The sequence below is a fragment of the Haloferula luteola genome (assembly GCF_014201715.1).
Classification (GTDB): Bacteria; Verrucomicrobiota; Verrucomicrobiia; order Verrucomicrobiales; family Akkermansiaceae; genus Haloferula; species Haloferula luteola.
Genome location: NZ_JACHFD010000004.1, coordinates 241,605 through 265,791 on the forward strand (window position 1 = coordinate 241,605; position 24,187 = coordinate 265,791).

Annotated in this window: 22 protein-coding genes and 1 pseudogene; 12 read left to right on the plus strand and 11 right to left on the minus strand. The window is 61.1% G+C overall.

Going from position 1 to position 24,187, the window contains the following annotated elements; all coding sequences use genetic code 11:
* Positions 1-46: 46 nt before the first annotated feature.
* The 5 genes from HNR46_RS05820 to HNR46_RS05840 are packed head-to-tail and all read left to right on the plus strand — an operon-like array spanning position 47 to position 4,042.
* Positions 47-667 (plus strand): redox-sensing transcriptional repressor Rex, encoded by a 621-nt coding sequence (locus tag HNR46_RS05820; RefSeq protein WP_184016718.1) that lies wholly within the window; start codon positions 47-49, stop codon positions 665-667.
* A gap of 2 nt (positions 668-669) precedes the next feature.
* On the plus strand, positions 670-1,275 hold the full coding sequence (locus tag HNR46_RS05825) for an RNA polymerase sigma factor (protein ID WP_184016720.1): 606 nt from the start codon (positions 670-672) through the stop codon (positions 1,273-1,275).
* A gap of 4 nt (positions 1,276-1,279) precedes the next feature.
* Positions 1,280-2,509 (plus strand): VWA domain-containing protein, encoded by a 1,230-nt coding sequence (locus HNR46_RS05830; RefSeq protein WP_184016722.1) that lies wholly within the window; start codon positions 1,280-1,282, stop codon positions 2,507-2,509.
* Between the two features lie 31 nt (positions 2,510-2,540).
* Positions 2,541-2,987, plus strand: a complete 447-nt coding sequence (locus HNR46_RS05835) for a deoxycytidylate deaminase (protein WP_221285035.1) — start codon at positions 2,541-2,543, stop codon at positions 2,985-2,987.
* 29 nt (positions 2,988-3,016) lie between these two features.
* Positions 3,017-4,042 (plus strand): TQO small subunit DoxD, encoded by a 1,026-nt coding sequence (locus HNR46_RS05840; protein ID WP_184016724.1) that lies wholly within the window; start codon positions 3,017-3,019, stop codon positions 4,040-4,042.
* A 56-nt stretch (positions 4,043-4,098) separates the two neighbouring features.
* Here the strand turns inward: HNR46_RS05840 and HNR46_RS05845 are convergent, their stop codons facing one another.
* Together HNR46_RS05845 and nadD are read right to left on the minus strand one after the other, a co-directional pair.
* Positions 4,099-4,863, minus strand: coding sequence for a tetratricopeptide repeat protein (locus HNR46_RS05845; RefSeq protein ID WP_184016726.1), 765 nt, complete (start codon positions 4,861-4,863; stop codon positions 4,099-4,101).
* Between the two features lie 61 nt (positions 4,864-4,924).
* Positions 4,925-5,641: a nicotinate (nicotinamide) nucleotide adenylyltransferase gene (gene nadD / locus HNR46_RS05850; protein WP_184016728.1), complete on the minus strand. Its 717-nt coding sequence runs from the start codon at positions 5,639-5,641 to the stop codon at positions 4,925-4,927.
* Positions 5,642-6,019: 378 nt separating this feature from the next.
* On the opposite strand from nadD, the pseudogene HNR46_RS20845 reads away from it, so the two are divergent.
* The 5 genes and pseudogenes from HNR46_RS20845 to HNR46_RS05875 all read left to right on the plus strand — a co-directional run bounded on the left by HNR46_RS20845 (position 6,020) and on the right by HNR46_RS05875 (position 10,980).
* Positions 6,020-7,978, plus strand: a pseudogene (locus HNR46_RS20845) (DUF3604 domain-containing protein).
* A 69-nt stretch (positions 7,979-8,047) separates the two neighbouring features.
* Complete coding sequence (locus tag HNR46_RS05860) at positions 8,048-8,788, plus strand: hypothetical protein (protein WP_184016730.1); 741 nt, start codon at positions 8,048-8,050, stop codon at positions 8,786-8,788.
* 380 nt (positions 8,789-9,168) lie between these two features.
* Positions 9,169-9,648: a peptidylprolyl isomerase gene (locus tag HNR46_RS05865; protein ID WP_184016732.1), complete on the plus strand. Its 480-nt coding sequence runs from the start codon at positions 9,169-9,171 to the stop codon at positions 9,646-9,648.
* Positions 9,593-10,000 (plus strand): peptidylprolyl isomerase, encoded by a 408-nt coding sequence (locus HNR46_RS05870; protein ID WP_184016734.1) that lies wholly within the window; start codon positions 9,593-9,595, stop codon positions 9,998-10,000. Before HNR46_RS05865 ends, HNR46_RS05870 begins: the two co-directional genes overlap by 56 nt.
* A complete protein-coding gene (locus tag HNR46_RS05875) occupies positions 9,997-10,980 on the plus strand; it encodes a HupE/UreJ family protein (protein WP_184016736.1) in 984 nt (327 codons plus the stop codon). Before HNR46_RS05870 ends, HNR46_RS05875 begins: the two co-directional genes overlap by 4 nt.
* Before the next feature lie 378 nt (positions 10,981-11,358).
* Here HNR46_RS05875 and uxaC read toward each other — a convergent pair whose 3' ends face one another.
* Entirely contained in the window at positions 11,359-12,783 is a 1,425-nt protein-coding gene (uxaC, locus tag HNR46_RS05880) for a glucuronate isomerase (protein ID WP_184016738.1), read from the minus strand.
* Positions 12,784-12,836: 53 nt separating this feature from the next.
* Between uxaC and HNR46_RS21170 the strand changes: the two genes are divergently transcribed.
* Positions 12,837-12,959, plus strand: coding sequence for a hypothetical protein (locus HNR46_RS21170; protein ID WP_281375552.1), 123 nt, complete (start codon positions 12,837-12,839; stop codon positions 12,957-12,959).
* Positions 12,960-12,963: 4 nt separating this feature from the next.
* On the opposite strand, the gene HNR46_RS05885 is transcribed toward HNR46_RS21170, so the two are convergent.
* The 8 genes from HNR46_RS05885 to HNR46_RS05920 form a co-directional block, all read right to left on the minus strand.
* Complete coding sequence (locus tag HNR46_RS05885) at positions 12,964-13,197, minus strand: hypothetical protein (protein ID WP_184016740.1); 234 nt, start codon at positions 13,195-13,197, stop codon at positions 12,964-12,966.
* A gap of 352 nt (positions 13,198-13,549) precedes the next feature.
* On the minus strand, positions 13,550-13,921 hold the full coding sequence (locus tag HNR46_RS05890; RefSeq protein ID WP_184016742.1) for a hypothetical protein: 372 nt from the start codon (positions 13,919-13,921) through the stop codon (positions 13,550-13,552).
* 252 nt (positions 13,922-14,173) lie between these two features.
* Positions 14,174-16,933: a DEAD/DEAH box helicase gene (locus HNR46_RS05895; protein ID WP_184016744.1), complete on the minus strand. Its 2,760-nt coding sequence runs from the start codon at positions 16,931-16,933 to the stop codon at positions 14,174-14,176.
* 6 nt (positions 16,934-16,939) lie between these two features.
* Positions 16,940-18,052 (minus strand): ABC transporter permease, encoded by a 1,113-nt coding sequence (locus HNR46_RS05900; RefSeq protein ID WP_184016746.1) that lies wholly within the window; start codon positions 18,050-18,052, stop codon positions 16,940-16,942.
* A 1-nt stretch (position 18,053) separates the two neighbouring features.
* Positions 18,054-19,181: an ABC transporter permease gene (locus HNR46_RS05905; protein WP_184016748.1), complete on the minus strand. Its 1,128-nt coding sequence runs from the start codon at positions 19,179-19,181 to the stop codon at positions 18,054-18,056.
* Positions 19,178-20,899: an ATP-binding cassette domain-containing protein gene (locus tag HNR46_RS05910; protein WP_184016750.1), complete on the minus strand. Its 1,722-nt coding sequence runs from the start codon at positions 20,897-20,899 to the stop codon at positions 19,178-19,180. Before HNR46_RS05910 ends, HNR46_RS05905 begins: the two co-directional genes overlap by 4 nt.
* Positions 20,900-20,903: 4 nt before the next feature.
* Complete coding sequence (hlyD, locus tag HNR46_RS05915) at positions 20,904-21,893, minus strand: secretion protein HlyD (protein WP_184016752.1); 990 nt, start codon at positions 21,891-21,893, stop codon at positions 20,904-20,906.
* Positions 21,890-22,573, minus strand: a complete 684-nt coding sequence (locus HNR46_RS05920; RefSeq protein ID WP_184016754.1) for a CerR family C-terminal domain-containing protein — start codon at positions 22,571-22,573, stop codon at positions 21,890-21,892. The genes hlyD and HNR46_RS05920 overlap by 4 nt, the downstream gene beginning before the upstream one ends.
* Positions 22,574-22,826: 253 nt before the next feature.
* On the opposite strand from HNR46_RS05920, the gene HNR46_RS05925 reads away from it, so the two are divergent.
* Positions 22,827-24,182: an MATE family efflux transporter gene (locus HNR46_RS05925; protein WP_184016756.1), complete on the plus strand. Its 1,356-nt coding sequence runs from the start codon at positions 22,827-22,829 to the stop codon at positions 24,180-24,182.
* Positions 24,183-24,187: the final 5 nt, after the last annotated feature.

Here is a 24,187-nt window from a genome sequence, read left to right on the forward strand (position 1 = left end):
CGGGAGCTTGACCCTGAGGAGATCGCAGCGTTGGGTGCCCCGGCTGATGGAACGGATCGATATTCCAAAGAAGGCGATTTATCGCCTGTCGATCTATCACCGCTGCTTGCGGCGGCTCGAAGAGCACGGTGAGGAGACCGTCAGTTCTTCGGCCCTGGCGAAGGCAGCGGGAGTGAAGCCGTCTCAACTGCGCAAGGATTTGGCGTATTTTGGCCAATTTGGGACCCGCGGGTTGGGGTATCCGGTGCCGGCGCTGGCGGGGATGATTCGCGATGTGTTGGGCCGGGAGCGGTTGCAGCCGGTGGTGTTGGTGGGGGCGGGAAATCTGGGATCGGCGTTGTTGCGTTATCAGGGTTTCCAGAAGGAGGGGTTTGAGGTGGTGGCGGCCTTTGATGCGGACCCTGCGGCAGCCGCGGCACGGGGTGTGACGGTCCCAGTGTTGCCGGAGAAGGATCTGGAGGATTTCGTGAAGGAGGAGGGGGTGAAGTTGGCGATTTTGTGCGTCCCGGCGTCGATCGCGCAGCTTTTGGCGAATCGGCTGGTGGCGGCGGGAGTGGCGGGGATTTTGAATTTCTCGCCGGTGGTGCTGGAGGTGCCGGAGCCTGTGGTGGTGAACAACGTCGATCTGGCGATCGAATTGGAACATCTCAGCTTTTTTGTCCGCTGATCATGGCAGGGGAGGGCGAAAGTCCCAAGACGCCGCAGCTCCGGGTCGTTCCCTCAGAGAACACGGTGCATGGCGCCGACGGCGAAATGGTCGAAACCCGGGAAAGCTTTATTGAACAGGCGCTCGCTGAGTATGAGTCGCCGTTGATTGGCTATGCCCAGACGATCGTGAAGGACGTCGATCGCGCACGGGATGTGGTTCAGGATACGTTCATCCGGCTTTGTCGGCAGGATGTCTCGAAGGTTCGTGAAGGGCTGAAGAGCTGGCTTTATACGGTCTGTCGAAACCGGGCGCTGGACGTCCTGCGCAAGGAGGGACGGGTGAGTTCGCTGGACGACCTGCCCCACCATCATCCCGTGGCGGAAACTGAAATCTCACCCGCGGATGAGGCGGATCGTGAGGAGCGTGTTGCCCAAGTTCTCCGCTATCTTGACCGCCTTCCGGAGAATCAAAGGATGGTCATTTTGATGAAGTTCCGCGACGGCAAAAGCTACAAGGAGATCGCTGATGAGACCGGGCTGAGCTCGGGAAACATTGGCTTTCTGATTCACACGGGCCTGAAGCGGATTCGCCAACTTTTGCCACCCGATCTGATGGACGGGTATTGATGCCATGAAACTGCTCCCCGATGATCCCCGCTTGACCGGCTATGTGCTCGGCGAACTTGACGAGGCAGATGCCCGTCTGGTGGAACGTGCCGCTGCCTCGGATCCGGCGATTCGCCTGACGCTCCAGGAGCTGGAGCGGACTTGTGGATTTCTGGGGGATGTGCTGGGGCCGATGGGAGAGGCGAAGCTGCGGCCTCGGCAGCGCCGGGCGGTGCTGAAAGCCAGCACTGAGGAGGATCGCCAGCTGCAGGCAGAGCAGCCGAAGGAGCGGCGCTCACGGGCGGGCTGGATGATGGCGGGGGCTGCGGCGGCTGTGATGGTGGCTGCGGCGATGCTGGGGCGTGGCGGGCGAAGTGGGGAAGGAACGGTGGATGCGGTGGCTTTGCTGCCGGCTCCGGGGCCGGGTGCGGGGACCATTCAAGTGGCGACGGCGGGTCAGGTTCAACAAGGGACGCCGCAGGCTCCGCAGGGAAGCGAGGGAATCGTGAGTGGGCCGGCATTTTTGCAGCGGACGCGAAGCTTGTCGGAAGCGCCGCTTCCATCGTTGACCCAGCTGCCGGTGACGGCCGATTTGGGTGGGTTTGCGACGGATTCATCGTTGCGGCTGCCGGTGGTGACGGGCACTGGGAGTGCGGTGTGGGTGCGGCGATGGATTCGTGAGCGGGGAGAGCTGCCGCCTCGGGATGCGGTGCGGGTGGAGGAACTGGTGAACAGCCTGACGATTCCCACGCGTCCGCTGGGAGACGGCTTGGAATGCGGTGTCGGTTCGATGCGGTGCCCATGGAATGCGGAGCGCATGCTGGTGGCGGTGGCGTTGAGGTCTCGCGACGAGGATTCGGTGGGTTTGACGGTGCGGTCGCTCTCTGATGAGCCGCGACGGGTGGTGGGTTCGTATGGGATGCGTTCGGATGCGAAATTGCCGACGACCCTGCCGGCGGGGAGGTCGCAGTTGGTGTTGCTGGAGTTTTCCGGCGGGAGTGATTTGGGTTCGATCGAGCTTCAGGACGGTCGGGGACACCAATTCGTGCTTCGGGTGGCGGACCAGGAAGCTCCGCAGGAGGACCTACTTCGGGTGGCGACGATGGCGGCGTTTGGATTGTGGCTGCGGCACGAAGAGGTGAGCTCGGAGGATTTGCAGAAGCTGCTAGAGGTCAGTCGCCAGGAGGATCCGATTTGGATGGATGCTTGCCGGTTGATTGAGACGGCCTTGGGCTTGAGCGCGGAGCAACGTTGACGGTGGGGGGTGGTGGAGATTGAGTCGCGGCATGTCGCGACTTTCGATTCCTCGTTATGCCATGGCTCTGGCCCATGTGGCCTCCCTGCGGTCAGAGGATCCCTATCGTCAGGTGGGAGCCGCGGCGCTGGATTTTGACAATCGGGTGATTGCCACGGCCTACAATGGTTTGGCGCCGGGGTTCGAAGCGCCTCCGGGGTTCTGGGATGATCGGGAGTCACGGCAGAAGTTCATGCTGCATGCGGAGATCAATCTCTGCAGCTTGTTCCGCCGGGGTGAGGTGAAGTTGGTCGCGAGCACGACGATGCCGTGCACGGCATGCATGCAGACGCTGTGCGCCTACGGGGTGAAGGAGATTTACTACCGGGATGCCTATCATGCATCGGATGCTCCTGAGATCGCGGCGCTGTATGGGATCCGCCTGGAGCAGGTTTCTGATCTTCCGGTGATGGAAAGTGGCGGCATGGCGGGGGAATAGAAGGGCGGAGTGGAGCCTCTTGATGGGACATGAGTTCCAAAGCTGCTCCATCGCCCCTTGTTGGAGGGGCCTACCTTTTGGCGGGAAATCTGTTGTTGCCGCTTCGTCTGGTTCTGGGCTGGACCTATTTTTCCGCGTTCTGGCGTCGACTCGTGCTGGAGAACAAGTTGGACCCGGATGGTGCGGGATATCTCGGAGAGAAATTCAATCACTTCCTTCCGAATGCTTTGGGGATTCGGCCGGCGATTGAGTTTTTCGTGAGTCACCCGGAGTTGCTATGGTGGAAGCTGTTGGGATTCACGGTGGTGGAGGCGGTGGTGGGTCTGGCGGTGATGCTGGGATTCATGACGCGGTGGATGGGTCTGGCGACGGCCCTGTTGGCTTTTGGAATCCTGCTGGGTGCGGGATGGCTCGGGACGACCTGCCTTGATGAGTGGCAAATTGGGGTGCTGGGGGTGAGTGCCGGGTTGGCGCTGGTGGGCACGGGTGGCGGGCGATTTTCCCTCGATTTCTGGATGGAAAAACGCGGCATGAAGATACCAGGGAGTCGCCTTGCCGATCGTCTGGTGGCCTGGGCCTTGGAAAAGCGTGGGGTGGTGGTGGTGGCCGCTGCGGTGTTTTTGCTGACTCTGGCGACCAACCAGATTTTCCACGGTGGGGTGTGGGGAAAGTTGCACAATCTCTCGGTGAAACCCCGGGTCGAGCTCTCCGAGGCGCACCTCGATGGTGGTGCTTTGGGCGTGACGCTTTATCGGGTCGAGGGAGCCGATGTGTATGGCTCGTTCGCGATCGCGCTCCGGGTGCTGGATGCCACGGGCGTGGAAGTGGCCGCCTGGGACCAGCAGGCATTGGCAGGGCTGGCACCGACAGCGATTGAGAATCGCTACGTGGCCAAGGTGAAGCCCGGTGCCCACAGTTTGATGCTTCCGCTCGGAGCGAAGGCGGAAGTGCGGTTTGAAAGCGACGGCCTCAAGCGACTCCGGGCGGGAAGCTATCGGGTCGAGCTCGAGGACATCAGTGGAGCGTCGTGGGCGACGACCTTGGAAGTGCCGTGAGTCCGTTGACTTCCAAGGCGTGAAGAGAGTAAGGCCCGCCCGAAGGGGGCCCGGGGTCACTCGCCGGCACCTTCGCCGAGATCATCGACGGGGGTGGCGATGAAGCTCTTGATGTAGCCGAATTCCATGAGCGTGTCCTGCCATGGGTTGAGCATGCCGGGAGTGCGGAAAATCCGCTGGGCGCGGCGCAATGCGAGCTCGGCTTCGAGTTCTTTGCCATGGTGGAAGTTCATGGCCGCCTCGGCATAGTAGGGGAACGGAGAGTCGTCGAATTCATCGTATTTTTCCGACAGGATTTCGGCATCTTCCGCTTTGTCCTGCTTGAGGAGGCAGAGGAGCAACTTGAACTCGACCAGGCGGGAGAGCTGGAGTTGGGCGGCGTCGGCGCCTGCGAGCTTGAGAACTCGATGAAAGGTGGCTTCGGCCTCAGCCCACTTTTTGGTGACAAATTGGACTTCACCGATGTTGAAGAGGACGCTGGGCGAATCCGGCGTGAGTTCGTCAGCGCGCTGGAAATGGGCCATGGCCTCGTCGAAATTGCGAAACTCGACCTGGCAGGCTCCGAGGAGGTTTTCGACGTCGGGTGAGTTGCCGAAGACTTTTTTGGCTTTTTCCAGTTCGTCGATGGTCTCGAAGATGCGCTTTTGGGCGAACATCTCGCGGGCTTTGTTGAGGGCGATGAAGTATTCGTTGCGCTGCTCCTGAGAAAGGTTGGTGAACTCCTGCACCCAGGCGGGCTGGGGTTTGGTGGGCTCTGGTGCATCTTGAGCCTGAAGAGGCAGGAGCAGGGGCAGCAGGGCGAGCAGGAGAGTGGCTTTCATGGGCATTCGCGTGATGTTGGCGCGAAGCTAGGCAAGAGGTGGCGAAACCGCAAGCAGCGGATCATGCCAGGTCCGCGACGCCGTAAAGCCCACGAGCGCGGATCGCGGCCAGAACCGCCGGGTGCAGGTGATCGGGGGGACGACCCGCGGCGAGGGCGCGCCGGATGGCGGTTGAGGAAGCTGGATGTACTCCTTGCAGGGCCTGCATCGACCATCCCGGGCGGGGCACGGGAGCACCCTCCCGGGAAAAAACCAGGAATTCCACCGAGCGCGCCAAGCGTTCGGGTTCCTTCCATCGTGGCAGGGCTTCCCATTGGTCGCGACCGAGGAGCCAAAATAGCTTCGCCTCCGGATGGCGGCGGGTCATTTCCTCCACGGTGCGGAACGAGTAGGATGGGGGAGGAGCCGTGAGGTCGAAATCGTCGATGGTGGCCCAAGGGAGGTCGGCTGTCGCCAGGCGAAGCAGCTCGAGGCGATCCTCGCCGCTGGCAGGTAGGGGACCGTCCGCTTTATGGGGAGAAATTCGGCAGGGAAGAAAGATGACGCGGTCGAGTGCCGCCTGATCCATGGCCCGCCGGGAGATCTCGATGTGGCCATCGTGAACGGGGTCGAAGCTCCCTCCGAAGAGGGCGATGCGGGTGGAGTGGGATGCCGAAGGCGTCATCGTGCCCGAGCGAAGCAGGCTTTTCCGAAATGGGCAATCGGCGAGGGAATGCTGCGAATTGGGGAAGATGAGCGAGTTGAAGGATAGGGAATAGGATACTGAAAAGCGAATCATCGAACTCGTCACGAGAAGATCTTCACTTCGTACTGGCGCCTCGGAATATCCTCTGATAGGCCGACCCTGTGATATCTCGGTTTTCCATGGGATGCGGGGTAAGTGCGATGTCGGAAAATCCGAATCGATGGGGGGAGAGAAATCGCCTTAGGCGGATCCTCGCAGGGAGCGAGGAATTCCAGGAAAGAAGGAGGGCGAGAGATCTTCGGGATGGTCGGAGTGCGGGGAGGAGAGCCGGTAGGGGTTCGATTTGCTTCGGCGATGACTTAGCCGGGAAGGGGTCGGTGAATCGATCCGGTGAAGTTTCTTCCATCTCACTTCAATTTGCGAAACGATGAAAAAAGAATCGATAATCCCGGGCCACGGAGGTGGTCCTTGATGATAGGCACATGGGCGTTATGGGGAGCGCTATCTCAGGTCCAAGCTCAAGACCAAGAGGAACCTGCTAGTCATGGAGGAAGTTATGAAGCGGGGCTTCAAGGGGCGGAAAAGGTGCTGAAGGGGCGTCCCTATGCACCTTATGCGAACCGCGCTTTTGCCACGAACGTCTATTTCGGAGACACTCACGTACACACGGCGCTCTCTCCGGATGCCGGGGGGGCGGGCACGACCTTGGGACCGCGCGAGGCTTATCGGTTTGCGCGCGGTGAACAGGTGGTCAGCAATACCGGTCAGCCGAATAAGCTGCGTGTTCCCTACGATTTCTTTATGATCACCGATCACTCGGATGCGATGGGGGTGATTCAGGATATCGTCAAAGGCACGCCTGCGATTCTCGCCGACCCGGACGGCCGGAAATATCATGAGGATTTCAATGCAGGGGGCGATGTCGCGAGTAAGGCGATGTGGCGATTGATTGAGCAATTTGGGCAAGGCAAACTGCCCGATGCGCTGAATTGTCAGCCCGGCAATCCCGCATTCGACGCAGTATGGCAGGACATCATCAGTGCTGCGGAGGAGTACAACGAACCGGGCAAGTTCACGGCCTTCATCGCCTTCGAATGGACATCACTTGAGAAGGGCAACAACTTGCACCGCAATGTGATTTTCCGCGATGGTGGTGAACGGGCCCGTCAGGTTTCCGCCTACACCACGACCCCTCCTCAAGGCTCCAACAATCCCCGCGATTTGTGGAAGTGGATGCAGGCCTATGAAGACAAGACGGGCGGTGATGTGCTCGCCATCCCTCACAATGGGAATCTGTCGAATGGGATGATGTTCGCGATGCAGGACGATTTCAACGATGGGGCTCCCTTGGATCGGGATTACGCCGAGCAACGCCAGAAGTGGGAGCGTCTCTATTAGGCGACGCAGATGAAAGGAGATGGCGAAGCCCATCCGATGTTGTCGCCCGACGATGAGTTTGCGGATTTTGAAACGTGGGATTATGGGAACCCCGATGCCACCGAAGCGAAGAAGCCTGAGATGCTGCAGGCGGAGTATGCTCGATCCGGCTTGCAGAATGGCCTGATCCTCGAGGAGAAACTGGGCGTCAATCCCTTCAAGTTTGGTCTCGTGGGCGCGGGGGATAACCACGTCGCCATGCCCAGTCCTGACAACGAGAGTTTTTTCGGCAAGTACGCTACCTACGAGCCCTCGGCCCATCGCATCATCGAAGATGGGAAGCTCCACATCGCTCTGGAGAACAAGGATCTCGATCTCAAACTCTACAGCTATGAATACATCACCTCCGGATTGACGGCCGTGTGGGCCACCGAGAACACCCGTGGGGCATTGTTCGACGCGATGGAGCGGCGGGAAACTTATGCGACGACCGGGACTCGCATACGTGTCCGCTTGTTCGGTGGGTGGGACTTCGAGAAGGAGGACGCCCACCGCCGTGATCTTGCCCTGATTGGTTACACCAAGGGGGTGCCGATGGGCTCCGATTTGCTCAAGCGCACGGGCGATAAGGCACCGAGTTTCCTGGTTTATGCGCTGCGGGATGCGATGGGGGCGAATCTCGATCGAGTTCAGATCATCAAGGGTTGGCTCGACAAGGACGGCGAAGCTCAAGAGCGGGTTTATGATGTGGCGGTTTCCGGGGCGCGGAAGATTGGCCCGGATGGCCGCTGCAAAGAGAAGGTGGGCGACACCGTGGATCTCAGCATTCCTAGCTGGACGAACACCATCGGTGCACCCGAGTTGGGCGACGTGTGGACGGATCCTGATTTTGATCCGGCTTTGAAAGCTTTCTACTATGCGCGGGTGATTGAGATCCCAACGCCTCGGTGGACGGCCTACGACAAGGTGAAGTATCAACTCGAGCTTCCTGACGAGGTTCCGCTGAAGACGACCGAGCGGGCCTACACTTCACCGATTTGGTACACGCCTTGAGGGAGCGTGTTTTGAATTTGTATCATGAAGGCGGTCCGACAGCTTGGGGTCCCGATATTGGTCGCGTAGATGGTCACGCGGTCTCATGCCTGCCAGATCTGTGTTCCTGTGCCGGAAGTTTCGGTGGCGGATCGTTTGCTGGCGGCATCGGTGGCGGTGCTGGCCCGTGAAGATTCGGCGAACTGCTTTCGATATCAGACATGGGAGGTTCTCAAGGGGGCGGACCTGGATGTTTCGCCGGACTTGTTCGTGGATTCTCAGGTCAGGAGGCAACTCGCCAGCCGTCCGGCCGCGACGGTGCTGTGTGTGCAGTCGCCGGATGGGGAGTGGCGTCGGCTGGGATGGGTGACTCCAGAGAACCGTGGAGTGATTGACGACATTTTGCGCGATGCGGGGGTCTGGCGGAAAGATCCTGTACGGCGTCTCAAGTATTTCTCTCGGCTGCTGGGGAGTGAGGATCGCATGGTGGCAACGATGGCCCATCTTGAGGTGGGAAAAGCGAGCTACGCGGAGCTCAGGGAATTGGAGTTCCCTCTGAGCCCTGCCGAGCTGCGCCGAAACCTGGACGATCCTCGGATGGTGGAGTGGCAGGCTCTTTGGATCCTCCTCCTCGCCATTCATCACGACCCCTCGGATCTGCCTCGGGTTCAGGATCGATTCGAGCGATGCGCCACTCGCGCGACCCCCAAGCAACTGGCTGCTTGGACGACGGCCTGGATCGAATTGAAGGGAGTTGGGGCGATGGATCGAATCGAAGCATACTATCTCCGCGATCCCACTCGGCAGCGTGACGAAATTTTGGCGGTGTAGGCCGCTCTTTCAGCGCATGGGAACCGAGAGGAAGGCGCCCTCAGGCAGCGCATCGTGAGTCAGGCTCCGGAATGGTTGGAGGCCTACCCTTTCCTGGCTTCGGCCATGGTAGAGGATTTGACTCGCTGGAATCATTTTGAATGGGCGGAGCCAATCTCCCGACTGCTCCAGATCCCGGATCTCGATCCCCTGACTACCGTGCAACTGAGGCATTATCTGGCGATGGCTCATTCGGAATCGAGGGAGCTCGGGCGGAGCAGCGAGAAGGGGTTTTCGATGTTCCTTCCAGGTTGGGGGCTCCTTGTGGTGCCCTTGGCATTGGCTTTGTGCGGACGCCATTCCGCCCTTTTGCGGTGTCGAACTTTGCAACGATCTGCCTCATGAAGATTCTCAAAGAACCTCTCGTGCACTTCTTCGTGATCGGAGCCCTTTTGTTTGGGGCTTATCGGATGTTGAATCCCGAAGTGGGGTCGCCTCCTGACGAGATTCGGGTGAGTGCCGGCCGAGTGCAATCTTTGGCCGCGACGTTTGCACGGACGTGGCAACGGCCGCCGACTTCGGAAGAGCTCACGGGATTGGTGGATTCCTACGTGCGGGAGGAGATGTTGGCGCGGGAGGCGGTGAAGCTGTCATTGGATCTGAATGATACGATCATTCGTCGTCGGCTTGAACAGAAGATGGAGTTCATCGTCGGGGACATGGGATCCAGTGTGGTGCCCACGGAGGATGAGTTGAGCCGGTTTTTGGCCGAGCATCCGGAGAGCTTTCGGCAACCGGCAAGGTATTCGTTCCGGCAGGTTTTTTTTGCGGCGCGATGTCCCCAGAGAGAAAGCTTCCCAGCTCGCGGCGAAGCTGCGTGAGGATGAAGCTGATTTCGGGAAGTGGGGTGATCCGACATTGCTGCCTCGGGAGGTGACGAATGACAGCGCCTCTCGGATTCGCGCGACGTTCGGAGAGGAAGTGGCTGCGGCCGTCGAGACGATGCCCGTCCACCGTTGGAGTGAGCCAATCGCTTCGGGATTTGGGCTGCACTTGATTCGCCTCGAAGATCGGATTCCTGGGCGTCTCCCTTCGTTGGAGGAGGTTCGGCCGGAAGTGGAGAGGGAGTGGAGTCGGGAGCTACGGCAACGGACTCGCGATGGATATCTGGAGTCGCTGAGTCAGCGTTATCAGGTGACGATCGAGTGGCCCGAACCCTCGCCCCAATCATGAAAAAGTGGGTCGCGATTTTTCTGTTGGGTCTGGGTTTGAGGGTCGTGGGGCATGAATCCCGGCCTGGGTATCTCGAAATGCGGGAGACGCGGCCTGACACCTATGAGGTGGTGTGGAAGGTGCCGGCGCTTGGGGACCGGCGGCTCTCCATTCATCTGGAGTTTCCTGAGGGGACGCAGGTATTGGCGGGGCCGGCGGCGAGTTTCTCGGACAATGCCTATTTCGAAAGGCAACGCATCAGCCGTCGAGGGGGGCTTGTCGGTACGTCGGTGACGGTCAATGGTCTCGCCGCGACGCAGACGGATGCCTTGGTCCGGGTGATCGGGCTCGATGGGACGACTCAAACGACTCGAGCGACTCCGGAACACCCTCGGTTCGCGATTGAAGAGACGCCGTCGAGTTTGAGGTTGGCATGGACGTATACGGTGATTGGAGGAGAGCACATCCTTCTGGGAATGGATCACCTGTTGTTTGTGTCTGCGCTGGTGCTGTTGGTGAAGAGCCGGCGGAAGTTGATCGGGACCATTACGGCATTTACGGGAGCACACAGCCTGACCTTGGCGGCCGCCACGCTGGGGTGGGTTCATGTGCCGGGTCCTCCTGTGGAGGCATGCATCGCACTGAGCATCGTTTTTGTGGCTGCGGAGGTGTTGCAGCGCGGGACTGGCCGGAAGGGGCTGACGGAACGGTGGCCGTGGTGCGTCGCCTTCAGCTTTGGGTTGCTGCACGGGCTGGGATTTGCCGGTGCGCTCAGCGAGGTGGGATTGCCACCGCAAGCGATTCCGATCGCGCTTCTGTTCTTCAACGTCGGCGTGGAACTGGGACAGCTCGCCTTCATTGGTGCGATTTTGTTGGGGATCGCCTTTTTGCGAAAAATTCCGCTACGATGGCCATCGTGGGGATGGCGAGTCGCTCCCTATGCGATCGGATGTGTGGCCGCTTTCTGGGTGGTGGAGCGTACGGTGGCCTTCATTCCCTGATCTTCAACGCGGGGTCTGCTTCGATGGGGGCCGAAGTCGGATTTGAATTTCCGCGTTTTTTTTGCGATTCCCGAGGACGCTCGCGAGTTCGGGAAATCGTGGTTCGAGAGAGGAAAACTTTCAGGAAATCCAAGGGCTAGATGGGATTCATGGGGTTCCCCATCGAGAGGGAGAGGCGAGAGGCGAAGTCCTAAAAGGTTGATTAGGAGTTCCGAGTAATTGGTCTTCCCGAATCAGAATCTTTGCCTATGGACCGGAACAGGGTTGCTCCCGCGAAAAGTTTCCGCATAGTCAACGCAACTCCGTTCCGGGAAAGACGACGGGCGATCTGGGGGGAGAGCCCGCCGCCTCCGGGACGGAGTCTTTTTTTTCTCGTCTTTAGAGGTGCTGAAGATCGGCGGCTTCATCGAGGCCGAACTGGCGGGCGGCATTGCCGGCGCAAACGTCCCGGACGACGCGCGAGAGCAGTTCGAAATCGTCAGGAAGTTCGCCGCGGTCGGCTTCGGTGCCGATCAGGTTGCAAAGGATACGGCGGAAGTATTCGTGGCGGGGATAGGAAAGGAAGCTTCGGGAGTCGGTGAGCATGCCGACGAATCGCGGCAACAGACCGGTCATCGAAAGGGCATTGAGCTGAAGTTCCATGCCGTCCTTTTGATCGAGGAACCACCAGCCGGAGCCGAATTGGATCCGATGGATCAGTCCGCCCCCTTGGAAGCTGCCCGCGATGGTGGCGAAGAGGTAGTTGTCGGCTGGGTTGAGGTTGTAGAGGATCACACGAGGCAAGGCGTCTTCGGCGGCCAGGCGGCCGAGGTATTTGATGAGGCCGGGGCCTTGGGGAAAATCACCGATGTTGTCGAAGCCGGTATCGGGGCCAAGCTTGGCGGAGCCTGTGGGGTCGACATTGCGGGCGGCGCCAAGGTGGAGTTGTTTGGTCCAACCTTTGGCGGCGTCGAGTCGGCCGAGAAAGACGAGAAGGTAGAAGGTGAATTGTTGCCGCTCCTCAAGGGTTGCAGGCTTTCCCGAGCGAGCCTTGTCGAAGATGTTGGAGGCCTCGGCGTCGTCGCAATCAAGGGTGGGGATCGACTCCAGGCCGTGGTCCGACAGGCGGGCGCCCGCTGCGTGGAAATCGTCGTGGCGGCGATGGAGGGCGTCCAGCAGGTCGCTGAGGCTGGAAATGGAGAGTCCGGTGGCGTGTTCCAGCTTGTCGAGCCAGCCGTTGAAGGCTTGAGGTTGATCGACGTTGAAGGCTTTGTCCGGGCGGAATGTCGGGAGCACCCGGGTGGCGATACCGGAGGCGGCGATCGCTTGGTGGTCGGCGAGGGCATCGACCGGATCATCGGTGGTGCCGATCATGCGGACGTCGAACTTTTCAAGGATTCCGTGGGCGGAGAAATCGGGCTCGGCGAGGCGGGCGTTGGCTTGTTCCCAGATCGCGTCGGCAGTGTCGGGGCTGAGTAGGGTGTCGATACCGAAATAGCGCCGCAACTCGATGTGGGACCAGTGATGGATCGGGTTGCGGAGGGTCATGGGCATGGTTTCTGCCCAGGCGCGGAATTTGTCTTCCGGGCAGGCGTCGCCGGTGATGAGGCGTTCATCGATGCCGTTGGCACGCATCAGGCGCCACTTGTAGTGGTCACCGCCGAGCCAGATTTCGGCGAGGTTTTGCCAGCGGTGATTGGTGGCGATTTCACGGGGCGAGAGGTGGCAATGGTAGTCGTAGATCGGCTGGTCATGGGCGACCTCGTGGAAAAGGCGCCTTGCCGTGGCGGAGTGGAGAAGAAAGTCGTCGTCGAGATAAGCCATGTTGGGAGGAGACTGGCCACCGTCTCCGGGCCTCGCAAGCATCCGAGAGGGTTATGCCGCGGATCGGGCCTGATACTGGCGAGGAGGGCGTCGGCGAGCTCGCTCTTCATGGCCTGGAGTGGGTGGATGCGTTCTTCGACGGTGCCTTGGTAGATGAGCTTGTGGACGAAGACTAGAAACTCAGGCCGGAGGCTCATCGCGGAAGTCCAGTTCCCCTCCGGTCACCGTCTCCATGGCCGCGATCTCCCCGCCCGTCAGAGCGTAAACTCCTTTAGCTTCCGCGTGGTCTTGGAAAGGGTGCCGCCATTCTGCCGGGAGCTTTGACTCAATCGGCTCGCGGATGGAATCGATCGTGATGCGGGTCAGTACGGTGCCGTCGATGGAGCGGTAGCAATCGATGGGGTTGATGGTCACGGTCCCCGATGCCGACGGTCAGTGCGAGGAGACCGAAAGCCTGGATGGCCCAGCTTCTCGGATTCACCGGGGCTTGCGACCGGATCAACCCCACCTTGTCCATGAGGCTCTCGATCTCGAAGGGCTTGAGAAGCCCCGTCAGCCCTTTCTCCGCCAGACTGCGTTCGATTTCACGACCGGACAGCCCTTGCGGAGCAAGATCCTTGGTCCGCTGCGATCGCTGCCAAGCTTCTCGTGAATCGATGGTTCGACATCGCCTGTTGGTTTGCCGTTCGACCGGGCGTTGCGAGCCGAATTCACCCCAGCGGCGCGGGGAGGTTCGAGAGGAGCCGGGTGTCCGGAAAGTTGGAGTTCATTTGCCCAACCCCAGCCGATAGGAATGGATGGCAGCCGGTTCAAGGGTCGCTGCGATGCCGTTACGCGCGATCCTTTCTTCATGTGTGCGAGTGGTGATGGTCAGGCGTGGGATATTGTTTTCCCAGGAAAAGCCCTGCCACGGCACCCTGGTGGCAGGACGTTGGGCGGGCCGGTCGCTGTATTTGATTTTGACCGCCTCCTCTGGAACCAGTCCGGCGGTGAGTGAGATGAAATCCAGTCCGTGGGTATGGCTGCCGCTTTTCCATCTCGGGTAATGCAGGTGCTCGCCGGCGGTGAAAGCGCTGGGCGAAGATGGCGGTTTCCATGAGATGCCCCAGGCCGTCGCTGCCTTCCACGAGTGGTTCAAAGAGACCGGTTCGGGTGAGGTAGTTCCTATACTGCGGGTTGCGCTGGAAGCACCCGGCCTTCCGATCGACCCGGGTGATGACTCGGACCAGAACGGCTGCCTCCAAGTAATCGATGTAGCGTTTGAGCGTGTTCTTGGTCACAGCCGACCTTTTTGCGAACTCCCGGCAAATTTTCTTCTGGCGGATCAGACGGAGAAATTCGTCGAAGAAGGAGCGTTTGCGGACGGGTCGGATGCGAGCCGCCGCCACGCTCACCCCAACGGCGCGAGGAGGTTGGAGAGGAGCTGGGCGTCGGGCGCGGCGGCTTTGGCGGCGTCGGCGAGGAGGGCGTCGGCGAGTTCGCTTTTCTTGGCCTGGAGTTGGTGGATGCGCTCCTCGACGGTGCCTTGGCAGATGAGCTTGTGGACGAAGACGGGGTTTTTCTGGCCGATGCGGTAGGCGCGGTCGGTGGCTTGGGCCTCGGCAGCGGGGTTCCACCAGGGGTCGTAGTGGATGACGGTGTCGGCGGCGGTGAGGTTGAGACCCGTGCCGCCAGCTTTGAGGCTGATGAGAAAGAGGGGGATCTCACCGGTTTGGAAGCGCTCGACGAGCTCGCCGCGGTTCTTGGAGCTGCCGGTGAGCATGAGATAGCGGATGTTCCGGCTTTCCAGATGCGCGGCGATGATGTCGAGCATGCTGGTGAATTGGGAGAAAAGGAGGATGCGGCGGCCTTCTTCGACCAGGGTGTCGAGCAGGTCGGCGAGGTAGTCGAGCTTGGCGGAGCCAGCAGCATCGGCCTCAAGTTTCGACTCGTTTTCGAATTTGAGGAGTTTCGGTTCGCAGCAGATCTGGCGGAGCTTCAGGAGGGCTTCGAGAAAGAGCATGCGGGAGCCTTCGAGGCCTTTGATGGCGATGGCCTGGCGGACGCGTTTGTCCATGGTGGCACGGACGGTTTCGTAGAGGTCTTTCTGAGCGGTGTTGAGCTCGACGGGGTGAACGAGGATGGTTTTTGGGGGAAGTTCTTTGGCGACTTGATCTTTGGTGCGGCGGAGGATGAGCGGGGCGACGCGAGCTTTCAGGGCCGCTTGGCGTTCGTCGTTGCCTTCGTTCTCGATCGGTTTGCGGAAGCGTCGATTGAAGTCCTCTTGGGTTCCGAGAAAGCCGGGCATGAGGAAACGCATCTGGCTCCAGAGTTCACCGAGGTGGTTTTCGACCGGGGTGCCGGAGAGGCAAAGGCGGTGGCGGCCATCGAGGTCGCAGGCGGCTTTGGCAACCTTGGCGGCGGGGTTTTTGATGTGCTGGGCCTCATCGAGGATCACGAGGTGGTACGAGAATCCTCGGAGTTTTTCGATGTCGCGCTGGAGGAGAGCGAAGGAGGTGAGAACGAGGTCGGCGTAGGGAATGGAGCGGAAGTATTTCTTTCGTTGAGGGCCTTCGAGAACCAGTGGACGAAGGGTGGGGGCGAACTTGCGGGCTTCAGCCAGCCAGTTGGGGACGACCGAGGTGGGGGCGACGACGAGGGCGGGTCGGCCGTTCATGCGTCCGGCTTCTTTTTCGGCAAGGATGTGGGTGAGGGTTTGGAGGGTTTTACCGAGCCCCATGTCATCGGCGAGAATGCCGTGGAGGCTATTGGCGGCAAGAAATTGCATCCAGTGGAAGCCATCGCGTTGGTAGTCGCGGAGTTCCGCCTGCAAGCCATCGGGGGTGGCGCGTGTGCCGGGTGCGGCTTCCAGCCCCGTGCTGAGGGAGTGGATGAGTTGTTCGAGCTTGGGGGGAGGGTTGAATTTCTCGGGATCGTTGTGGGCGAGGGTGGCGGCGTCGAGCGGGTGGAGGCGAAGCTTCGAGCCCTTGAAACGCCGGGGGTCGAGGAAGGCGGCGAATTGTTTGAGAATGCGGCGAATGCGGTCGGCGGGAAGCTTCAGGGCACGGCCGTCATCGAGGTGATGGAGAAAAGATCCGTCGGCTGGAAATTCGAGGGTCACCTCGGTGGCGCCGCGGTCGAGCAACTGGGCGAGGATGGGCATCAGGTCGAGCTGGCTGCCATTGACATCGAATCCGACGGAAAGGTGAAACCAGCCGGTGCCGTCGTCTTCGAGGACGTATTTGAAGCCTTCGGGGTCGACGGAGATGACTTCGTGGCCGACTTCGGCGTCGAAGTTGACGGTCCAGCCGGCGGTTTGGAGCGACTCGACGCCGGTGGCGCGGAGCCAGGGCCAGAATTGGTCGAGGGTGCCATGGCTGGGGTTGGGAAACCAGAGGGTGGAGGCGGGGGGCAGGTCTTGGGGGGTGGGGCGGGATTTTCCTTCGAGGGCGAGCAGGAAGCGGAACTGGGCGTGGGAAGCGAGGGAGGCGAGGCCGGTTTGCTGGAGCTGGAGGATGGCGTTCATCTCGGCGGCAGGATCGCGGACCAAGAGGGAGCCATCGGGAAGGGGGTGTTCGCGCATGCCCGCTTTGCCACCGAGGGGAATCCGGTGATCGCCGTAGAGGATTTCGGGGCGGGCGACGACCCATTCTCCGGTGTCGTGGATTTTGAGTGCCTGGAGAAGCAGGCGAACGACTTTGGAGTCGGTGGGTTCGCGAGTGATGCGGAGATGGAAGGTGGCGTTTCCTTCGTGGCGAATCGCGGAGCTTGAGTGAGATGCGTCCACAGGGGGCTGCGGCGGGGTGGCGGGCGGTGCGAGAAGGTCGCGGAGTTTGGAGGGCTTGCTGGCCGCGAGCAGGGCGGCAGCTGCGTGGGGGCAGTAGGTGCGGATGTCGCAGGTGCAGGTGGACTCAAAGTCCCAGCGGTCACCTTCGCGCCAGTGGAGGATTTCGCAGGATTCACCGGCGACTTCCGCGTGGAGGACGAAGGATTCATTTTCCCAGTGGCCTTGGAGTCCGCGGGCCTTGCCCTTGAGTTTGTTGGCAATGAGCAGGATCTCCTCCTCGAAGCGGTCCTGCCAGAGGGAGGCGGAGAAGTGGTCGTGAATGTCGATCGGCTCGGGCACGGGTGGGCGCACGGGATAGCGGTCGCCGCGGCGGGAGTCCAGCATGGGACGTCAGGTGCTGCGCTGGCGGAAGAGGATGGAGGCTGCCGAGAGGGTGACGAAGGCGATGCCGATGAGGGGGATGACATCGGCGAGCACGTGGTGGAAGGAGGTGTCCTTGAGGAAGACGCCTTTGACGACTTCGACAAAGTGGCGGACGGGGTTGGCCATGTCGGCGATCTGCAGCCAACGGGGCATGTTTTCGACCGGCGCGGCAAATCCGGAGAGCATGATGGCGGGCATCATGAAGGAGAAGGCCCCGAGAAAGGCCTGTTGTTGGGTGCTGCACAGGGAGGAAATGAACAATCCCACGCCGACCAGAGAGAGGCTGTAGAGAAACATCCCGGCATAGAGGAGGAGAAGGTTTCCGCGGAAGGGAACGTGGTAGATGAAGACGGCAGCGCAGAGGATGAGGGTGGCCTGAAAGAAGCCGACGATCATGGCGGGAACGGCTTTCCCGATCATGATCATTTCGGGAGTCAGGGGTGAGACGAGGAGTTGATCGAAAGTTCCCTGTTCGCGTTCGCGGGCGACGGAGAGTGCGGTGACGATGAGGGCGCCGATGGTGGTGATGATGGCGATCAGGTTGGGCAGGATGAAATGGCGGTAGTTGAGGTTGGGGTTGTAGCGAAAGCGGGTGACGACGGTGGAGGGCAGGGTGCGGCCGGCGGCGTCGAGACGATCGAGGGTGAATTCCTGAGTGATGCCCTGGAGGTAGCTGAGGGCGATCTGGGCTCCATTTGAACGGCGACCATCGAGGACGACCTGGAGGGGCGAGGCTTCGCCACGGGCGAGTTTGCGGGAAAAGTCGGCGGGGATGTTGACGGCGAGGAGAGCGTGATGGGTGTCGATGGCCGTTTCGACTTCGGCTTCGCTATTGAGGGAGAGCACCGTGCTGAAGGCCGGGGAGGCGGCGAAGCGTTGGACGAGTTCGAGGGACTCGGGCCCGGTGTCGCGATTGAAGATGGCCAGGCTGGCATTTTCGACGTCCAGGGTGGCGGCGAAGGGAAACAGCAGCGTCTGCATGATGACGGGAAGGAACAGCAGGGTGCGGCTGGAGGGATCGCCGAGTAGGGCCTGAAGTTCCTTTCGGATCAGGGCGTGAATGCGGTGGAAGAAGCTCATGTCAGTCCATGCGGCGCCGGGTGGAGCGGGCGGTGAGTCCGAGGAAGAAGGCGGAGGCCGCCATCAGGAAGAGGAGATCAGGCAGCAAAACATTCCAGAGGTCGCCCGCGAGAAAGAGGGTCTGGATGGAAGAGACAAAGTAGCGGGCGGGAATCAGGTGGGTGATGCCGCGGAGCAGGGGAGGCATGCTGGAGATTTCATAGATGAAGCCGGAGAGCATGGTGGCGGGAAGGAAAGCGGCGTTGAGGGCCGCTTGGGCGGCGTTGAATTGGTTGCGGGTGACGGTGGAGAGAAGAAGGCCGATGCCGAGGACGCTGAGGAGGAAGAAGCTGCCCACGAGAAGCAGGGCCGGAAGGGATCCGCGAAAGGGCACGCCAAGCATCCAGCGGGCGGCGGAGACGCAGAGGAGCAGCGACACCATGCCCAGACCGTAGTAGGGGATGATCTTGCTGAGCAGCAACTCGGAGCGGGTGACGGGTGAGGCGAGCAGGGCCTCCATGGTGCCGCGTTCCCATTCGCGGGCCACGACCAGGGAGGTGAGCAGGGCGCCGACGACGGTCATGATGACGGTGACCGAACCGGGGATCAGGAAATTTCGGCTGCGGGTGGAGGGGTTGAACCAGTAGCGGGGTTCGACCTGAACCTCTTCGGGAAGGGTGAGACCACGGTCTTCGTAGTAGCTGACCAGCCATGAGTTCCAGATGCCATTGGAGTAGGCGTCGACGAAGCGGGCAGTGTTGGGTTCGGACCCGTCCGCGACGACTTGCAGGGGAGCCGTATTTCCCGCGGTGACAAGGAGGCGATCGAAATCGGCAGGGATGACGACATAGCCACGGATGGCCGAATCCGTGAGCGCCTGGTCCATCGCATTCCGGTCGGTGAATACTTCGACGTCAAAAGATGGGGAATCCACAAAGGCGGCGGCGAGTCCGTGAGCCGCAGTCCCCGGGGATTCATTGAGCAGGCCGAGATGGAGTCGGCTGGAGTCCAAATTGAGCCCGAAGCCGAAGATGACCATCATGGCGAGGGGCAGGATGAAAGCGATCAGGTTGCTGCTGGGATCGCGGAATATTTGCAGGGTTTCTTTCCAGCAGAGGGCACGCAGGCGGCGGAAGGAGAGGGCTTTCATGGGCTCTCCTTTCCGGTGACGAGCTCGATGAAGGCATCTTCCATGGTCGGGTCTGGGCGTGTGTCGGTCGCGACGCCAGCCTTGAGTTCATCGGGGGTTCCTGCGGCGATGAGCTGACCCCGGAAGACGAGGCCGATGCGGTCGCAATACTCGGCTTCATCCATGAAGTGGGTGGTGACCATGACGGTGACTCCGCGACTGACGAGGCCATTGATGTGAGTCCAGAATTCCCGGCGGGTGACGGGGTCGACACCGGATGTGGGTTCGTCGAGGAAGAGGAGATCGGGTTCGTGAAGGACGGCGCAGGCGAGGGCGAGCCGTTGTTTGTATCCGAGGGAGAGGGAGTCGGTGGGTGCGCGGAGAAAGGGACCGAGGTGGAAGATTTCGGCCAGTTCTTGGATGCGTTTCTGGCCGGGTCGCCCCCGCACGCCGTAGACCCCGGCGAAGAAGGCGAGGTTTTGGGCGACGGAGAGGTTGCCGTAGAGGGAGAATTTCTGGGCCATGTAGCCGAGCCTCTGACGGGCTTTGGTTCCGCTGTGGCGGAGATCGAGTCCGACCACGCGGGCGCTGCCGGAGGTGGGGGTGAGGAGTCCGCACATCATTTTGAAGGTAGTGGACTTGCCAGCACCGTTGGGACCGAGCAGGCCATAGATTTCGCCTCGCTGGACTTCAAAGGAGACGTGGTCTGTGGCGGTGAAGTCGCCGAAGCGTTTGGTCAATTCGTGGGCTTCAATGACGACGTCACCTTGGCCGGGAATTTCCCGGGTATGGCGGGCAAGCACCGATTCCCCGGGAGGGCCCCCGCCGAGGAGATCGATGAAGGCATCTTCAAACCGAGGGGTCACTTCGGCCCACTGGGCAGCGGGGGATGCTCCGATGTCCTCGGGAGGAAACGGTTGGGCATCGGGCTGAAAGGTGAGTCTTAAGCTATCCCCTTGAATGGTGCCGTCGGTGGTTTCGGGACGGTTGAGGGCATGGACCAGCAGGCTGCGTTTGCCGTGGCCGGGGTTGCGCAATTGGCGGCATCGACCCTGAAGTGGGGAGGAGATTTCGCGCGGGGTGCCGCTCGCGATGAGTTGGCCTTCGCTGAGCACGAGGGTGGTTCCGCAAAGTTCGGCTTCGTCGAGGTAGGCGGTGCTCCAGACGACGGCGATGCCTTGACGGACGAGATCCTCGACCATGCCCCAGAGTTCTCGGCGGGAAATGGGATCGACGCCGACGCCGGGTTCATCGAGCAGCAGCAGGGAGGGTTTTCCGAGCAAGGTGCAGGCGAGGCCGAGTTTTTGTTTCATGCCGCCGGAGAGTTTTCCAGCGAAGCGTCCGGTGAAGCGTTTGAGGTCGGTAAAGGTAAGGAGTCGTTCGAAGGCTTCCTCACGTTCTTGCCCGATGATGTCCCGGAGGTCAGCCTGGAGATTGAGGTTTTCGAGCACTGTGAGGTCCTCGTAGAGACCGAACTTTTGGGGCATGTAGCCGACTTGACCGCGGATGGTGGCGGCTTCGTGGAGGGGATCGACCCCGAGTGTGGCGAGGTCGCCGGAATCGGGCTGCATGAGGCCAGCGATGAGACGCAGCAGGGTGGTTTTGCCGGCGCCATCGGGACCGACGAGGCCGGTGATGAGTCCTGTACGGATTTCACCCGAGACGGCCGCGAGGGCCGGTTTTTCCATGCCCGGGAAGGTCTTGGTGAGATCCCGGAAGGTGACGACCGTTTCGGCCATGGTCTCAGGGGTTGGAGTCGGTGGCCCGAAGGGTCACCGGCATGCCTTGGCGCAGGGCGGCGTCGGCATCGTCGACGATGACGCGCATGCGATAGACCAGGGAGGTGCGCAGTTCTTCGGTCTCCACTGGTTTCGGGGTGAATTCGGCTCGGGGGGAGACGAAGCCGACATGGCCGTGATAGGGTTGATCGGGACGGCTGTCGGTGAAGAGTTCGACGGCTTTTCCCGGAGGGAATTTTCCCAATTCAGGTTCGTGGACGTAGGCGCGGACCCATACGGGATTTTCGAGGGAGAGGGTGAGCACGGTGGAGCTGGAGGAGACGATGGCACCGGGCTCTTCGGCACGGGTAAGGAGGATGCCGCCGGAGGGCGCGGTCAGTTCGGCATCGCTGAGACGGATACGGGCGGTTTCGACAGCGGCGCGAGCCTGGGCGGAAGCCGCAGCGGCGGCGTCGATTTCCTCGGTGCGGAAGCCTGCTTGGAGCAGGGCGAGGTTGGCGGTGGCGACTTTCACTTGTTGCTCGGCGACCCGCTGGGCGGCTTCGGCATCGTCGTAAGTTTGCCGGGGAACCGCACCTTTGGCGACGAGCTGAGATTGGCGTCGGAAGGTGGTGCGGGCGTTGTCGAGTTGGGCGTTGGCTTGATCGAGGGAGGCTTGGGCCTGGGCGATGTCTTCTGGACGATAGCCAGCGCGTTTGAGGGCTTCCTGGGCTGCGGCAGCTTGAAGAGCGGCTTGAGCGGAGGCGAGTTCGGCCTGGAAGGGCGCGGGATCGAGGCGCGCGAGGACTTCGCCTTGTTGGATGGAATCCCCTTCATCTTTGAGGACTTCGGCGATGCGCCCGGAAACGCGAAAGGCGAGGTCGACGCTGCGGATGTCGACATTGCCGTGGAGAACGATGGGGCCCTGGTCGGCTTCCCGTTGGCGGAAGTAGAGGACGGCGGCAGTGCCGGCGGCGAGCACGACCATCAGGCCGAGGACAGCTTTGCGATTCATGGAGTGGAGGGACGGTTGCAGATGAGGTCGATGTGATCCTCGATCAAGGCGGAGATGGTGGCGGCGTGGGTGGCATCGAGCTGGCGCACGCCAAGGCGGCGCACGATGGTGGGCCGGACCCAAGTGAAAGAGATGGCCTGCCCAAAGAGGGCATGGGCGCGGAGGATGACTTCTGGCGAGGTGGGGTCTTCTCCGCGGGCGATGGCGAGCAGGGAGGTGAAGCGCTCGTGGAGAGGCCGGAGGGTTTTGTCGTAAAGGATGGGGAAACAATCGCTGGGAGTGGTCTGCTCGTGGACCATGATGCGGTGGAGTTTCTCGAAGTCGCCACCGCCACCCATTTGAACTCCGACCATGGCGCGCAGCATGGCCTTGAGGAGGCGGATGGCTTCAGCGGGTTCCAGTGTCCCAGCTTCCAATCGCTGGCGGACTGTTTCGTCGAGGTCCGAGAAAATGCCTCGGATGTGGCTGCCGACGCCTTCCAGCAGGGCAGCGTAGAGTTTCTTCTTACTACCAAAGTAGTAGGCAATGGCGGCGACGTTCTGGCCAGCGGCGTCGGCGATTTCCCGGACGGACGCGGTGTCGTAGCCCTTCTCCGAGATTTTCTCCAAAGCTGCGATGAGCAGGCGCTGGCGGGCGCGCTCACCTTTGTTGGCCTGAACTGGAAAGATCTTCGCCGACACGGGCGGGAAGTTGAACAAGGGTTTGAAAAAGTCAAACGATTGATTGATTTTCGAGGAGTGGGAGTGGCGGAGATGATTTCTCGGGGGGCTTGACCACCAAGGGGTGGGCGGCTAGGCCCTGCGGGGTGAACTTCTTTTTCCCGCTTCTCGTCTTTGCGCGCATGGCGCGTGGCGTGCGGGATTGAAGGGAGGAAATGGCCCTTTTTGATCCCGCCCGCTTGGCTGCTGCCGAGTGGGCTTTTTTTGTCGACCGATGCATCCGACTGATTTTCATGCCAGGCCCCGTTTGATGGACGAGGGCAAGACGACCCTGCGGCTGGCGGTGCCGTTGATCGTGGGTCAGCTCAGCCAGATGCTGATGGGAGTGGTCGATACGATGATGATCGGTCGATTGGGAGTGACCGAGTTGGCGGCGTCCTCGTTTGCCAATACGCTGATTTATTTGCCGATGATGTTTGGGATTGGGATGTCGATGGCGGTTTCGATTCGGGTTTCGCAGGCACGCGGTGCTCAGGATCCGGAAGCGGCGCGGGCAGCGTTGCGGCATGGTCTGCAGATCACCACGGCATTAGGAGTGCTGACATTGTTGGCAGGATGGGGGGTGCGGCCGTTCCTCGGTCGCTTTGGACAATCTTCTGCGGTGGTGGCGACGGTGCCGGGGTATTTGCTGCTGATCGCGGGGTCGATGATTCCAGCGATGGCGGGGATGGCGGTGAAGAATCACGCCGATGCGATGAATCGGCCCTGGCCGGTTTTCTGGATCACTTTGGGTTCCGTGTTGGCGAATGTGGCGCTCAACTGGGTCCTGATTTTCGGCCACCTTGGGGCTCCGGCAATGGGGCTGGAGGGAGCGGGGCTGGCGACTTTATTGGCCCGGCTGTTGGCGTTTGTGGGAATGATCGCGTGGTGTCTGCGATCGCCTGGGTTGCGGGAATGGGTTCCCTACCGGTGGTTCCGCCGTCCGGATCCGGCGGCGGTGCGGGATCTGTTGCGGGTGGGTTTCCCGGCCAGCATGCAGTTGTTGGCGGAGGTGAGTGCCTTTGTGTTTGCGACTCTTTTGATTGGCACACTGGGGGAGGAGGCCCTGGCATCGCACCAGGTGGCGCTGTCGTGCGCGGCGACGGTGTTCATGGTGCCGCTGGGAATATCGATGGCGCAGACGGTGCGGATGGGGGAGGTGGTGGGAGCCAAGCAGTTTTGGCGAATGCGGGGTATTTTGGTGAGTGGCTGGGCGATGGGCCTGGTGTATGCGCTGTTTGGGGCGGGAGTTTTCGTGGGCTTCAAGGATGCCCTGGTGAGTGGATTCGTGGGTGAATCCGAGACGGCAAGAATGGCAGCCGGATTGCTGTGGGTCGCGGCGGCGTTTCAATTCAGCGATGCGATGCAAATCATCGCCGCGGGCACTTTGCGGGGGCTCGATGATGTGAAAATCCCGGCATGGATCGCGTTTGGCGCTTACTGGGTGGTGTCGATCCCTCTTGGCTGGGTTTTGGCCATTCTTCTGGGCCACGGAGTGACCGGGATGTGGTGGGGAATCACGGTGGGTTTGACCTTAACCGCCGTGGCCCTTGGGCGGCGTGCTTGGTCGAAAACCACCTGGGAAGGATGAAACGA